We start from the raw sequence: 14,108 nt of genomic DNA, 5'->3' as shown, positions 1-14,108 counted from the left end.
CTCCCGGCGCGCCCCCTGCCACGCGCAGCTTGCCGATGCGCTCCAGCACGTCGACGACGTGCTGACGCTTCCACGCGAGCTGCGCGTCATAGCTCAAGTGCTGCAGCTGGCAGCCGCCGCACTTGTCGTAGATCGGACAGGGCGCAGCCACCCTGTCCGGACTCGCCTCAACCACGTCAAGCAGCTTGGCATAGCCATACTGCTTCTTCGTCTTGAGTACCTTGACCCGGGCTTTCTCGCCCGGCAAGGCGCCAGCTGCAAACAGCGTGTAGCCCTCCACCCGGCCCACGCCTTCCCCGTCGTGGTTCATCCCGATGATGTCGATCACGACCTCATCATTTTTCACGACGGGAAGACCCGCCAGCGCGGCTTCAGACGCGCTGCTTCCAGCACGCCCTGCAGGCTGCGCGCTGAAAGGCCGTTCCGCAGCCACAGCCGCACGCCCCCGCGATGGAAGAGTCGCTGAGGAAGCTTCTCCTCTCCCGCCGCGGTTGCTTTTCCCGCCGCCAGCTGCTTTGTGTCCTTGTCCCCGAGGGCTCCCTACCCGCCCCGACTCCGGACGACGATGGTTATTCCGTTGCATCTTCATCATGGACTCCTTCTATGTTCAACTGAACCGGTTACTCCAACTTGGCATCATCTCATCCAGTTCACGTGATCTACTGTAATTCAAAACTCTCGATATACTTTAATCCTGTACTCTAAATCCTCGCATAAGGTAAAACCATCCGTTCGACGTTAACACACCTGTTTCAGCCCACCCATCAAACAACTAACGGTAAATCCTCCATCTAATTTACCCCGTTTGGGCCATTTTCGCAAAAATAACGGGAAATCGTACCGCTAATTTGGCCCATTTCCCCTGTTTTCAGCAAAGCCTGCGGAATTAACGGTACTTTTTCCAGCTAATCCACGCCAAACCCACAGTTACTCCAAAAATAACGGTAGAATTTCCACTTATTTTGCATCGCCACCACTTCGAACGTTGACCGCTATACGCTATCCAAACTCCATTCGTACCATTGTGGCAGCTTAAACATGATGCGAGGCACGATAGGAAACCACGCAGCAGCGCGTCGAGACAAAACGAGAAATAAAGGTATGTACCAAGGCAAGGAGTCCCTTAAGCCACAGATAGTTGCAGCCCCTGGACGGAAGCAGCCTTAAGGTACTAACGACTCTCCCAACCAAACCAAATCCCCCGCCAGCCCGACGGGGGATCCTCATAACCTAAGCTTCCTGATGGTGTGCCTCAGGCAACCCTGTAACTCAGGCAACCCTGTAAATTACTCTCTAAGCCTATGAATCACGGACGGATATCGAGAAATCAAGCAAAAATCCGCAAATGCTGCGGCAAAATCTCGAACACGCCGGGCAATTCGCCGCCCAGTTCGCCGTCGAGATTGAGCAGCACACGGCCGGGTGAGGTGACTTCCATTCGCCGCGTCTTGAAATGAATGACGTGCGAGTCGCCTAAATGATCGCCGCGCAGCGCCATCGTGACCAGGCGGATAAATTCCGCCAGGTTGCACTTCTTGAGCGCGATCACATCGAGCAGCCCGTCGTCGATCCGTGCGTCCGGCGCCAGCTTCTCGAAGCCGCCAACCGAGTTGCTGTTGGCGATCAGGAATAGCATGAACTCGCCTTCCATGACCTCGTGCCCTTCCGCATCGATAATCAGCTTGGTGGGCGACAGACTGGCCATTTTCTCGATACCCTTCATGTAGTAGGCCAGCTGCCCGATCAGCGTCTTGAGCCGACTTGGCACCTCATACGTCAGCTCGGTTAACTTGCCGCCGCCGGCGATATTGATGAAATGCCGGCCGTTCACCTTGCCGATATCGATGGGTCTTGTTTTATTCTCAATGACCAGGTCGCAATAATCCTCCCAACGCCGAGGGATTCCCATCGCACGGGCAAAATCGTTCGTCGTACCGAGCGGGAACACCCCCAGCGGGGGCAAATCACTCTTCCCGGCCATGCCGTTCACAACCTCATTCAGCGTCCCGTCGCCGCCGGCCGCAATAATGATGTCGTATCCGCGTTCGACCGCCAAAGCCGCCTCGCGCGTCGCATCGCCTTCCCCGGTCGTCGCATGACACGACGTCTCGATGCCGCCCTGGTCCAGACGCTCCAGCACGTCCGGCAGAAGGCGGCGCATCTCTTCTCTTCCCGAGGTTGGATTATAAATCAACCTAGCTCTTTTCATTTTCCAAACGCCACCTGAACTCAAAATGTCAACATATCACTGATCCCATTATATTCAATATTTGTTGCGACATCCAGCGAGCCATCAAAGGGTGGGGCAGCAACGCCTCTCCCGAATAGCGATGAGCCAGCCCATTCAACCGCTCAGGAATCGTGACTTTGGTAAAATATCCGGCGCTCAGGAAAAGAGGAGCCACAATGACGTCCATCCCCCGCTGCTCTGACCAATAACGTACTTTGGCAGATACGCTGTCCGGATTCAGGAGCGCGTAATCGGCCCCGCCCGCAAGTCCGGCAAGCTCCGCGCACTGCGCCGCCAGCGAGGCGATCCCGCGTTCCCACCGTTGCAAGAACCCGGGGTGGCTGCTGCCGTGCCCGACGAGAAGCAGCACCTCACGCTCCGGCCGCACCGACAGCCCCTTCACTTTGTCCCACACCATCTCGGCGACCAGCGGACCATCATCGATGGGATCGCCAAAAAACACCCGAGCGGAAACCCGAAAACGTTCCAGGTCAGTTTCCTTCTCCGGTGTATCTTTGACCCCAAGGGCATAGGCGATTTCGTCGATATGAGTACTTCCCGAGGACACGAACAAGGGAATGACGATGATGTCCGTCACTCCCTGGGCTTCCAGCTGATCGATGCCGTCCTGGATCAGGCGGCCTTCCACCGTTTCGAGGAAAGCACAGGCGAGCGGAAGCCCGGCGGGCAAATCGTCCGCCGCTTCCGCCACCGCCGCTTCCACGAGGGCTACCCAATGCTCATCTGGGGAGCCGTGGCTGATGACAAGCACACCCGGTTTCTTGCAGTCCCCCATTTGGAGCACCTCCCGGCCATCTTCCGGCAACCTCATCGACCTTGCCTTCATTTCGTCTGTCATACGCTTAGCGACCTAAACGGTCCAGCGCCATTTTGTAGCCGTCGTTACCGTAATTTAGGCAGCGCTTCACCCGGGATATTGTCGCCGTGCTGGCTCCTGTTTCTGCTTCAATCTGGTTGTATGTGTTGCCTTTGCCCAACATTCGGGCGACTTCCAGCCGTTGCGACAAAGACTGAATTTCGTTAACGGTGCACAGGTCATCAAAAAAGATGTAACATTCCTCGATGTTCTTTAACGTTAAGATGGCTTCAAATAATTGATCAATCGTTTTGTCATTTAATTTCTTCAGCTGCACTGAATTATCATCCCCTACCGTTACTGTAACCACACCCCCATTGTACCCGAGGGGCGTACTCCTTTTCAAGCATTAACGATTTCACGCATCACAGAAAGAACGCCCAAATTCCGCGAACGCCCACCAGAACCGGGACATTCGTCCATACGCAAGGCAGGGCGGGCACATACAGTATAGTAATACAAACGCCTAGCCAGGGATCATCACGCCGATCAGACCATCCGCGCGTGTCCCATTCGGCGTATGTCAATTCGCTCCTAGGTCTTGTCTCGGGAGGGCGGACAAGAAGGAAACGGGCCTTACGGTCAGCCTGCCCGGGCAAAATATCCGAAAAGGAAAGTGATACCCATGCCTCATAACTATGACTCCCGCCAAGGTCCGGTGCCCCCGTTCCATCCGTACACCCATAATTACCCGGGGGTGAATCCGTACGAAATTAAAGCGGTGGCTTCCTCACTGGTTCCCTATTCTCCGCCGACACCCACACCGACCCAGGCGCCGACTCCCACCCCGGTTGTCACAACCACGCCAAAGGCCGGCGGCCTGTCGCTGCCCAGCTTAAGCGACCTAAAAGGCATCGTCGACCGCATGGGCGGGATCGACGGCATCTTGGCGACGATGGGCCAGGTGCAGAAGGTGATGCAAACCGTACAGCAATTCGCCCCAATGGCGAAGCTGCTCACCTCGCTCTTGCCCGGCGGCAAAGGCAGGGCGGGCAGCAGTGTCGGCCGGATGGACGATTACCGCCCGCGCCGCCGCAAAACCAATCGCAAGAAAAGCGGCAGCCGCACCGGCTCCGGCCGCAGCGGAAAACGCTCATCGACCTACAAATCCGGCAAGTCGGTCAAATCGGGAAAACGCCGCCGTTAATCCGGCGGCGGCTTTACTTTTACCGAGCTCTCCGGTGCTCACTTAAACCAACCGCGCTTCCTGAACCAAAGGATCATCCAACCGCCCAGCGCCGCCATTAGTCCGATCACCGCAAAATACCCGTATTCCCAATTCAATTCGGGCATGTTCACGAAGTTCATTCCATAAATGCCAGCGATTAGCGTCAGCGGCATAAAGACGGTGGTGATAACCGTCAGCGTCTTCATGATCCCGTTCATCCGATTGGAATTCAGCGAAATATAAGAGTCGCGCAAATCGGCGGTCATTTCCCGGTCAGCCTCGATCATCTCCGACAACTTAAGCAGATGGTCGTAAATATCCGCGTAATAAGCGCGCGGCTCTTTATCGCCTTGGACATGCTGTGAGTTCAAGATGCGGTACATGAGATCGCGCATCGGCACGATCGTCCGCCGCAGCTTCAGCAGCCGGCTGCGCAGGTCAAACACCTGGTTCATCAACTCCTCCACCGATTCGCTGCTTCCTTTGCCCTCCAACTCATTCAGATCATCTTCAATCGCATACACACAAGGAAAATAATGATCCACCAGGCTGTCGATCACCATGTAAGCCGCCGAATACGGCCCGTGAACCCACACCTTGCGCTCATGGGCCCGCTTCAGCATATTGCTCCACGCTTCATCCAATTCATCCAGCTGGCGCTGGTGAAACGAAACTAAGTACTCGTCCCCGATAAACAGATCCACTTCCACCGTCTCCAGCGTTCTTTCATCAATCGCATGAAGCACCAGAAATTGAAAATCGTCGTAATAGTCCATTTTCGGCCGTTGCAAAATATGCAAGCAATCCTCAATCGCCAGCGGATGGAAATGGAAGAAGCTCGACAGCAGCTCCGTCTCCTCCGGTGTTGGGGTATCCAGATCGACCCAGGTCCAGACGAACTGCTGATTATGAATCTGCTCCAGCGGAAATCCCTCCACCGTCTGGTGATCTCTCATCATGCCCATCGTTCTGATCATGCCGAACCTCCCAAAAAAAGCCAATCCTCAGCAGATTGGCTTACTCGAATTTCATCCTTAGAACAACAATTTATAGATCAGCCCGGCCATCACAAACACGATCGGAATCGTAATTACCCAGGCAATGACGATCCGCCCGGCCATCGACCAACGTACGGCGGAGAAACGTTTGGCTGCGCCTACGCCGAGGATGGACGAGGTGATGGCATGCGTCGTGCTGACGGGCAAATGAAACAACGTGGCCCCGAAAATAACCGATGCAGCGGAAAGATCCGCGGCGAAACCGTTGATCGGCTCGATTTTGAAGATCTTCGTACCCATCGTCTTGATAATTTTATAACCGCCAACCGATGTCCCGAGCGCCATCGCCGTCGCTGCGGCCAGTTTAACCCACAGCGGCACTTCCATATGATCTTGGAAGTCTGCCGTCACCAAGGCGAACGTAATAATCCCCATCGCTTTCTGGGCATCATTGGTGCCGTGCGTGAAGCTTTGGATCGCTGCAGTCACGATTTGCAACGACCGGAAGCCTTTGTTGACGGTATGCGGACTACGCCGGGCAAAGATCCATCTCAAGATGGTCATGACGATGTAACCAATCACAAAAGCGATGATTGGGGAGAACACCAATCCCTCTACAATCGTCGTAAATCCGCCCCAGTTCAGCTTGTCCGGTCCAGCCCCCATGTACACCGCCCCGGCCAGGGAACCAATCAGTGCATGGGAAGAAGACGACGGAATGCCAAACCACCAAGTAATGAGGTTCCAGATAATTGCCGACAACAGCGTGGCGACCAGCACTTCCAGACCGTTATCCAGCTTCGCCGGATCGGCGACACTACCCCCAATTGTTTTCGCGACGCCCGTAAACATGATAGCACCTAAGAAGTTCATGACCGCTGCCATCATGATCGCAGTACGCGGCTTCATCGCGCGTGTTGATACCGAGGTCGCAATCGCATTGGCTGTATCATGAAACCCGTTAATGAAGTCGAACGCCAACGCCAGTATGATAACGATAAGCATAATCATTAAACTCGTATCCATAGCATTTTTGCACAGATGGCTATCTCTCTATATAAATCCGCGCAATTCCAACCTCCCGAAAATCAAATATATAGTGAAGTTTCTTAAGAATTACGCATGATGATGGATTCCAGCATGTTGGCAACCTTCTCGGCAGCATCGGTTGTCGTCTCCAGCCGCTCATAGATCTCTTTCTTCTTGATCAGTTCGATCGGATCGGTCACCTTCATGAACAGCTCCTTGATGCAAATCCGCAGCAGTTCATCGCCTTGATTCTCCAGGTCGTTAAGACGAATCGTGTATTCGCGGATTGCGAGCAATTTTTTCTGGGACAGCAAATGAATCGCCTTTTGGATCTCATAGGCCGAGTTGCGTAAAATTTCGGCAAAGCGAGCGATATATTCGTCCGGCCCGTTCAAATTGTACATAAAAAAACGGGAAGTCGTAGCTTCCAAACCGTCGATCACATCGTCGAGGGCGGTAATCAGATGCATAATGTCGTCACGCTCGATGGGCGTAATAAACGTTTTGTTCAATTCCACGATGATTTTATGGGTGTAACCATCACATTGGGATTCGAACTCCTTCATCTTCTTGGCGAAGGCTTCAACGTCCCTGAAGTCCGCGACCTGCTGGGCGAAATAGTCCGCCGAATGCACGATCGTATCTGCCATATCCTCTAACGTCTGGAAAAAGATATCTTTCTTCTTCAGTCGCATCAGTATCCCCTTTTCTCTCCATAAGGTAGTTCTTGTGGTTGATGTTTTTACACAACCTTGAATATCTTATCACAACTGCATCACAGATAGGAAATATTGTCGCAAACATTTCACCTTCATGCGCTTATATTTCCCCTTATTCTCCCAGAGTTATCCTTTAATCGCCCTGGAAATACAAAATCTGCCTTTCTTCTCCTTTACTCTGCCTTTACATGACTGGCGAAATCCGGCGTATTGGGGACGACATGAATAAAGGTTTGGCCCGGCACCATAGGGATCTCCGCGTTATCCTTAATGAACCGGATCATATCGCCTTCCTTGCGGATCCAGTTGGCCTGAATGACTTTGCCTTGCTGGAACAATATCGCTTCACCGCCCAGCTCCAGTCCTACTTCCAGACGGCCGACATCGTCCAGCACCCGGTGGTCTGCCCCCATAACGACGACATTCGCAGCGGTTAATGGATCGCCCGTCTCCAGATCGGTGTGAGGCTCACCATTGATGAACCGCTTGTAAAGCCCGGACGCCGCATCATATTCGTAACCCACCCGGTAGCTGTCCAGTTGAAACTTAATCTCCACGTGATTTGCGGTCTCCAGGGAATCCGAATGTTCATTTTCCTTATAAAAAAGATACCCCGGCACCGCCGTATCCTCCGTGGCATACCCGCGCTTCGCGGCGCCTTCCAGCAGCTTCTCTACGTTGGAATACAAATTGTGCGGAGCCTTCCGGGACTTGTCCCGCCAGAAATAAGCGCCGGCGTTTGTGATCTCGTCCAGATCCTCTTTATGCTGTCTTTGCAGGATCGCAAACGCTTCGTTGCTCGCCCCGGCATGCACCAACACCCCGTGGTAGCTCTCGCCCAAATCGATCATGTACGGGCGAATGCTGCGAATCGGGCCGATCTTGGCATTGTCCGCTTGACTGTGGAAGATGGATACAAGCCGCGTGACTCCGCCTTCCGCCAACACCTCGTATACAACATCGGCATCGATTAACCCCGATTGCGGGCGGGCTGCCGGCGCATTGTTAATCATAATGGCAAGCGGTCTGCGGGTCAGCGGCTCCTCGAGCGGCAATCCCGTCAACGGAGCCGTATAGGCAGGCGCCGCCGGTTCGGGCTCAGCAGTGTCCTCCGGGGTCTCCGTCTGTTGCGGCGGAGCGATGTTATCCGCAGGCGTGGCCGTCTCCTCGACCTTCCCGCAAGCGGAGAGCATAACGATAAGCAAGAATAAGAGCAGCAGCCAACTTAACTTCAATGATTTCAAAGGCATGTCCTCCGTCAAAATTCTTAAGTTTTTTACATTATACGTTGAATTCCTCTTTCGGGGGAAGCCGGAACAAAAGCAAACCTCTCAGCGAACCCCATATTTCATTCTAATTCTGAATTGGGTGTTTAAAATACAGTTCTTCATATGAATACTACAGGAGAGGAGAGATTATCCACGGGATCAAACGAACCTTGTCGCCGCATCCATGTATAAGGAGATGAAGAGATGATCGTAAAATGGTTAAGGGAGAGCATCGTTGCCTCTTGGCTGCTCTTGCTGTTCAGACTATATGTAGGTTACGAGTGGCTAACCTCCGGTTGGAGCAAAGTAACCGGCGGGTTTAATGCCGCTGGATTTCTGACGGGCGCTTTGGCGAAGACCGGCGGCGAACACCCCGCTGTGCAAAGCTGGTGGGCTTCCTTCCTCGAAAATTTTGCCGTGCCCAACGTCGGTTTGTTTAATATCCTTGTCCCTTACGGCGAGGTACTTGTCGGTCTGGGCCTGATCCTGGGCGGCTTCACTTGGCTGGCTGCCTTCTTTGGCATGGTCATGAACTTTGCCTTCTTGTTCTCAGGGACCGTAAGCACGAACCCGCAGTTGCTGCTGCTCCAAATCTTTATCGTTGTCGCCGGCACGAACGCCGGGCGGATCGGATTGGACTACTTCATCCAGCCTTACTTCCGCAACAACTACGGACGGCGGCGTTAACCAGTCCCATCCCGAGAAAAAAAGCGCAGAACCCCAATTCCCAATTCTTGAGGTTCTGCGCTTATTTATATGGATCGGTCGTCGTGTACCGGGATCACCGCCCGGTCAACGACCGCCGAACTTCCAGCAGTTTAAGCTAAGGCTGCCGTATTGATAATCCTGAAACAATTTCACAGCATGGCGTTCATCGTCTGCCGCCCCCATGGCGTAGAAGAGCGGAACAAAATGCTCCCGTCCGTACGAAGGAATCGCCATCCGGACATGCGGTGCTTTGCGGTCATAATCAAAGAGCTGCCGCAAGTCCCAGTTCTCCAGCTGCTCTCCGATCCAATCGTCGAATTCCACGGCCCACGCAGCCGGCTCTCGTCCTTCCCAATCGAGCAAGCGAAGATTATGAACAAGTCCGCCGCTGCCGATCACAAGGACGTTCCGCTGCCGCAGCTCCGTGAGCATTTTGCCGATGGCATACTGCTCTTCAGGCTCGCGTTTGGCGTCCACAGACAAGGCTACGACAGGGATATCGGCAGACGGAAACATCAGCCGCAGCACAACCCAGGCTCCATGGTCCAGACCTCTGCCTGTCGAAGTTTTGTAAGGCAGATTGTGCGCTCGGAAAATCGCTTCGATTTCTTCACTAAGCTCGGGACTGCCCGGCGCCGGATACTCGATCGCGTACATCTCTTCCGGGAAGCCGTAGAAATCGTGCATCGTCATATGCTTCGTATCCGTCGAGACCCATTGATCCGGAGCATCCCAGTGCGCCGAGAAGATCACAATGGCATCGGGCGGTTCCAGAATTTCTTGACCCAAGCGGTGAAGAAAATCCGTATATGCGTTCTTCTCAATCGCTAATGTAGGCGATCCGTGTGCAATAAACAATGCAGGCTGAGACATCTCCCAAACCTCCCTACGCCAAAAAAATGGTTACACCTTCATTGTATCCATCCCCGAAGGATTTTACCAGTTTTTGTACGTCTGGGTTTGACGGTGCCTCCTACTCATGTCCTTAAATCATCCAATGCTGCCACTCGGTCTGCAGGGCTTCCAACCCTCCGAGCCATTCCTTAGTCTTCCGGATGACCTGTTGCTGATGGTCACCGGACGAGAACGTGTGACTGCCTTGGAAAATAATCTCCTTATCGCAGCGCCCCTCTGGACGCATCCAGAACACCTTCTGATATAAGAAAGCATAGTCCGCCGGAATAATATCGTCTGAGGTTCCATGAACAACCAATACGTCACCGGAAAATTTAACGGCTTCCTGGAACGGTTGATATTCGCCCAGCGAATCAAAAAATTTCGGCGTCAGTCCGTAGCCCAAATAGTCAGCGCTCCCTTGCTTTACCGCCCGGTCATATAGATCGCGTCCGGTGATTTTGACAATATCGCTGAACGGGTAGCCAACCGCCGACCATAAGACAAGGTTCTTTACGCGTCGGTCACGGATGGCGGTTAGGAGGGCAATCAAACTGCCAAGGCTGTGTCCAAGCAGCGATACCCGCGTCGGGTCAACGTCAAACGCGCTCAGGCCATAATCCAGCACCGAACGGGTCTGGGCGATCATCGACTCTACGCCATGGTCACCGTAAGAACCGCTGCTCTCGCCGCATCCGAGATAGTCGAAGCGAAGCACGAGGAAGCCGTCTGCTGCAAGCTCCCTTGCAGTCTTGACGAATAGACGGTCAACGCCGATACGGCTGCCTACAAATCCGTGGCAGATGACGACCAAGGGAGCGCGTTGGCAGCGCCCCCCTTGTTTGTTCTCGGCCGGGTAATGTATGCTGGCCGCAAGCTGTTCTTCTCCATGATTGATCACAATCTGTCTTTCCATAACCCGTCTCCTCCCCGTATTCCGGCAATGATATATACTTTAAATCCGATAAGTTTAATATGATTTGGTTTGAACTTATCTTAGCATTACCCGAGCCGGGGTGTCAATCGGATCGCGCAGATCGCAAGAAACTCACTTATTCATAGGACTGGCGGAAGTACGCATGGGTGGTAACCCGGCCCTCCCACTCTTTCATAAACCGATGATTCCCCAGATCACCTTCGTCACACGCCTCGTCATCCCCGCACAACATGCCGCTTTCCTCATCGCTCTCATTGGTTACGACTTCTTCCAGGCTTCCCCGAGAGTTGCTGTTCAGCAAATACCTCCGGGTCAGCTCCGATTCATATTTTCCCAATGGCTCTGCCTCCCGCAACTGTAGTGTGATTGTGTGCAGACCGCCTTGTCGCCATCAAATCGATTTTCAGCCTGATTGCCGGCGCCTGCCGTTTTGCTTATAGAGTAGTTTTTGGAGGGAGGGACGCTTTTTATTCCTTGTTCAAGGAATGTTCATGATCCATAGTTCTGTTCCGCTTCCACTTCTGCCGTGCCTCGGTCCCTTGCGAATGGGACAAACTATGAAGTATACTACGGAAGAAACTGGGAGGAGAGATACAACCATGTACATCCACGAAATGATCGGCGAAACGAAACGGCTACGACAACAAATGACGCCGGAGTACGAAGCATATTTCGGGGAAATGGTCTTGTACTTCCGTTCCGGCTCCAGCTCGCTTAGTGAAGCCAAAGGGGAAGAACTCCTGCTGGACATCGCCCGGCAAATCATCAAAAATCAAGCCAAAGGCATCTCGGCGGCAGAACGCTTCGGCCCCGATCCGAAGGCTTATTGTGCGGAGCTGGCGGAGGACGTAAAGGCACGGAAGCCCCGGACGCTGAAGGACAAAATTAAATATTATACGATGATCCCCTGGGTAGCTTTGACCTGGGTCTTCTTTATTTATATGATCACCGGTTTCTTCAGCAAATGGTTTGGCGGGGAGCTCGAATATACACAGATCAGCACCTCCTCGCTGTTGATCATCGCCGTACTGTCTATCGTGCTGATTGAGCTGGTCACTCGCTTCCTCGGCAATAGCTCCAAAGCCGTCGAAGGCCAGAAGGCCGCCGGAGGTGGAAGACCGGCAGGACCAGGAGCAAAACCAGGAATGCAGTCCATCTCAGGACCGCGCGGCTTTAATCTTCGTGCGTTCGGCACTTACATCGCCGTTGCCGCCGTGTTGATCATTGTTGGCACCGTATTAAACCGAATTATGCCGGCATTTACCGTTTCGCCTTGGGACAGCCTGATCTTGTTTGCCGTGGGACTGGCTGGGCAAATTTTCTTTTTTGGTCGCCGCTCGAAGAATTAAGCAGAAAAACCACAGAAGCCGCATCCCCCAAACGATCAAGAGGATGCGGCTTTTGCGGTTTATTTTTACATAAGGAGATCAAATCTCGATCCGTTTCTTCAGCAAATACGTTATCGCGTAAAACATCAAAGCCGCTACGACCACTTCAAGCAAGAACGGCCCAAGCGGAAGCAGATTCACCGATTCACTCGCCACTGCACCGTTCTCCTCGGCCATCCCGATATGAATGATTCCGAAGTTCGCAAAGGTACTATTCGTATCTCGAAAGATCAGGCTTTCCACCCAAGACAACCCGTTCTGAATGACAAAAAAGGAAATGATGCCGACCCACGTCCCGGCTTTGCCCCGGATGCTGACGCTGGCGCCAATCGCGATCGCCATAAAGACCGTTAACACCAGCAGCGTATACACCCAAATGATGGTCAGGATGACGAACAGAGTGTTTTGGAGCCCGTTCGTCTCAATTTGAATAATGTTGATCGGTACCTGGGCGATCCGAAAATAGATCGCAGCATGAACCACGACAATCACCGCGATGATCAGCGCCACGAGCCAGCTGAACACGAGCGAGGACAGGATCGTCCATACCGGATGCAGCGGGAGCAAACGACGATGATACGCCTTGATGTTGTAGGCAAACGTTTTGCAGGACTGCACGACCATAATGATAGCAGCGGTAAAATAAAGAACGGTGGTTAAGCCAAAGATCGTCTCCGCATCCCAATGGCGAAGGTTGCCTGTGATCGACAGCAGTCCTTGCACGATGACCAGGATCGCAGCCAGCCCCAGCACGGTATTGGCATTTTGTTTGATATCGTACTTCAGCAGCTTTCTCATTTACGCGAACACCTCTCTGAACATGTCATCGACGCTCTTGCCATAGCGAATCCGCAAGTTCTCCACTTCCTCCTGCATAACAACCTGGCCGCTGCGGATAAAAATCACCTCATCGAAAATCCGCTCAATATCCCGAACCAGGTGAGTAGAGATGATGAGGCTGCTCTCTTCGTTGTAAAATTCCACGATCGCGTCCAAAATTTTGGTCCGGGCCACCGGGTCCACCCCGCCGATCGGCTCGTCAAGCAGATACAGCTTGGCATTTCTCGATAACGTTAACGTCAGTTGAAGCCGTTCGTTCATGCCTTTCGACAGGGAGCTGATTTTGTCCTTCTCATTCAGATTCATAAAGTCCAGCATCGTGCCGGCCTTCTCCTCATCGAAATCCGGGTAGAAATCGCGGTAAAATCCAATTGCATCCCGCACCTTCATCCACGACTCCGTTAATGGACGATCGGGCATGAAGGAAACCAACGATCTCGTCGTTAGTCCCACCGGCGTTCCGTCCACCGACACCTTGCCTCCGGAAGGATGAATCAGGCCGGCGGCGATTTTCATCAGTGTGCTTTTGCCGCTGCCATTCGTGCCTAGCAGGCCAACGATCTTTCCTTTGCCGACGCTGAAGGACACGCCATGCAATGCCTTTTTGCTGCCGTACGATTTTGATAGGCCTTGTACTTCCAGTAGCGGTTTCATTGATGGTTGCCCTCCTTTAGCGTCGCTCATCCGTCTTTATGGCGTCGGCGACAAGCGCCGCAATATCCTCGTTGCTAAAGCCCAGCTCCTGCATGCCTCCGATAAAACGATCCAGCAGCTCACCGGCCATTTCTTTTTTGATGGTCATAATTTTCGTTTCCTCGCTTGTCACGTATCTTCCGAGTCCGCGTTTCGTTTCCACGATGGCTTCACGCTCCAATTCCTGAAAAGTCCGCTGCACGGTATTCGGATTAATTTGCAGCTCGGCCGCAAGCTCGCGTACCGACGGAATTTTGTCGCCGGCCTTCAATCGGCCAGTGACGATTTCCCTTTTTAAATAATTCATAATTTGTAGATAGATCGGCAGATTATTATCGAATTCGATGCTCACGTTCCTT

General features: G+C 53.1%; 17 protein-coding genes. 3 read left to right on the top strand and 14 right to left on the bottom strand.

Going from position 1 to position 14,108, the window contains the following annotated elements:
- The 4 genes from POTG_RS23440 to POTG_RS09160 form a co-directional block, all read right to left on the bottom strand.
- A partial coding sequence (locus POTG_RS23440) for a TRAM domain-containing protein (protein WP_232282263.1) occupies positions 1-592 on the bottom strand: 592 nt, incomplete at its 3' end.
- Positions 593-1,327: 735 nt separating this feature from the next.
- Entirely contained in the window at positions 1,328-2,209 is an 882-nt protein-coding gene (locus POTG_RS09170; RefSeq protein ID WP_036644880.1) for a diacylglycerol kinase, read from the bottom strand.
- A gap of 28 nt (positions 2,210-2,237) precedes the next feature.
- Complete coding sequence (locus POTG_RS09165; protein ID WP_009224549.1) at positions 2,238-3,026, bottom strand: sirohydrochlorin chelatase; 789 nt, start codon at positions 3,024-3,026, stop codon at positions 2,238-2,240.
- A gap of 67 nt (positions 3,027-3,093) precedes the next feature.
- Positions 3,094-3,384 (bottom strand): YerC/YecD family TrpR-related protein, encoded by a 291-nt coding sequence (locus POTG_RS09160; protein WP_009224548.1) that lies wholly within the window; start codon positions 3,382-3,384, stop codon positions 3,094-3,096.
- Positions 3,385-3,732: 348 nt separating this feature from the next.
- Between POTG_RS09160 and POTG_RS09155 the strand changes: the two genes are divergently transcribed.
- Complete coding sequence (locus POTG_RS09155; RefSeq protein ID WP_036644879.1) at positions 3,733-4,254, top strand: hypothetical protein; 522 nt, start codon at positions 3,733-3,735, stop codon at positions 4,252-4,254.
- Positions 4,255-4,292: 38 nt separating this feature from the next.
- Here POTG_RS09155 and corA read toward each other — a convergent pair whose 3' ends face one another.
- The 4 genes from corA to POTG_RS09135 all read right to left on the bottom strand — a co-directional run bounded on the left by corA (position 4,293) and on the right by POTG_RS09135 (position 8,271).
- Entirely contained in the window at positions 4,293-5,252 is a 960-nt protein-coding gene (gene corA, locus POTG_RS09150; protein ID WP_009224546.1) for a magnesium/cobalt transporter CorA, read from the bottom strand.
- A gap of 57 nt (positions 5,253-5,309) precedes the next feature.
- Positions 5,310-6,299, bottom strand: coding sequence for an inorganic phosphate transporter (locus POTG_RS09145; protein ID WP_009224545.1), 990 nt, complete (start codon positions 6,297-6,299; stop codon positions 5,310-5,312).
- Between the two features lie 83 nt (positions 6,300-6,382).
- Positions 6,383-6,997: a DUF47 domain-containing protein gene (locus POTG_RS09140; RefSeq protein ID WP_036644878.1), complete on the bottom strand. Its 615-nt coding sequence runs from the start codon at positions 6,995-6,997 to the stop codon at positions 6,383-6,385.
- Positions 6,998-7,194: 197 nt separating this feature from the next.
- Positions 7,195-8,271 carry a DUF3048 domain-containing protein gene (locus POTG_RS09135; protein ID WP_009224543.1) on the bottom strand — a complete coding sequence of 359 codons (1,077 nt, stop codon included), beginning with the start codon at positions 8,269-8,271 and terminating at the stop codon, positions 7,195-7,197.
- A 222-nt stretch (positions 8,272-8,493) separates the two neighbouring features.
- Between POTG_RS09135 and POTG_RS09130 the strand changes: the two genes are divergently transcribed.
- Entirely contained in the window at positions 8,494-8,976 is a 483-nt protein-coding gene (locus tag POTG_RS09130; RefSeq protein ID WP_009224542.1) for a DoxX family membrane protein, read from the top strand.
- A 105-nt stretch (positions 8,977-9,081) separates the two neighbouring features.
- On the opposite strand, the gene POTG_RS09125 is transcribed toward POTG_RS09130, so the two are convergent.
- The 3 genes from POTG_RS09125 to POTG_RS09115 all read right to left on the bottom strand — a co-directional run bounded on the left by POTG_RS09125 (position 9,082) and on the right by POTG_RS09115 (position 11,165).
- Positions 9,082-9,870 carry a DODA-type extradiol aromatic ring-opening family dioxygenase gene (locus POTG_RS09125; protein WP_009224541.1) on the bottom strand — a complete coding sequence of 263 codons (789 nt, stop codon included), beginning with the start codon at positions 9,868-9,870 and terminating at the stop codon, positions 9,082-9,084.
- Between the two features lie 112 nt (positions 9,871-9,982).
- Positions 9,983-10,807, bottom strand: a complete 825-nt coding sequence (locus POTG_RS09120; RefSeq protein ID WP_009224540.1) for an alpha/beta hydrolase — start codon at positions 10,805-10,807, stop codon at positions 9,983-9,985.
- Between the two features lie 136 nt (positions 10,808-10,943).
- Positions 10,944-11,165, bottom strand: a complete 222-nt coding sequence (locus POTG_RS09115; protein ID WP_036644877.1) for a hypothetical protein — start codon at positions 11,163-11,165, stop codon at positions 10,944-10,946.
- Between the two features lie 262 nt (positions 11,166-11,427).
- Between POTG_RS09115 and POTG_RS09110 the strand changes: the two genes are divergently transcribed.
- Positions 11,428-12,177 carry a DUF1129 family protein gene (locus POTG_RS09110; RefSeq protein ID WP_009224538.1) on the top strand — a complete coding sequence of 250 codons (750 nt, stop codon included), beginning with the start codon at positions 11,428-11,430 and terminating at the stop codon, positions 12,175-12,177.
- A gap of 78 nt (positions 12,178-12,255) precedes the next feature.
- Here the strand turns inward: POTG_RS09110 and POTG_RS09105 are convergent, their stop codons facing one another.
- The 3 genes from POTG_RS09105 to POTG_RS09095 are packed head-to-tail and all read right to left on the bottom strand — an operon-like array spanning position 12,256 to position 14,101.
- On the bottom strand, positions 12,256-13,014 hold the full coding sequence (locus POTG_RS09105) for a hypothetical protein (RefSeq protein WP_009224537.1): 759 nt from the start codon (positions 13,012-13,014) through the stop codon (positions 12,256-12,258).
- Positions 13,015-13,710, bottom strand: a complete 696-nt coding sequence (locus POTG_RS09100; protein ID WP_009224536.1) for an ABC transporter ATP-binding protein — start codon at positions 13,708-13,710, stop codon at positions 13,015-13,017.
- 16 nt (positions 13,711-13,726) lie between these two features.
- The gene (locus tag POTG_RS09095; RefSeq protein ID WP_009224535.1) at positions 13,727-14,101 is read right to left on the bottom strand and encodes a GntR family transcriptional regulator; all 375 of its coding nucleotides are present in this window, start codon (positions 14,099-14,101) and stop codon (positions 13,727-13,729) included.
- Positions 14,102-14,108: the final 7 nt, after the last annotated feature.

Source organism: Paenibacillus sp. oral taxon 786 str. D14 (genome assembly GCF_000159955.1).
Lineage (GTDB): Bacteria > Bacillota > Bacilli > Paenibacillales > Paenibacillaceae > Fontibacillus > Fontibacillus phoenicis.
Note: the sequence above shows the minus strand (reverse complement) of the source record. Positions and strands in the feature narration are given on the sequence as shown.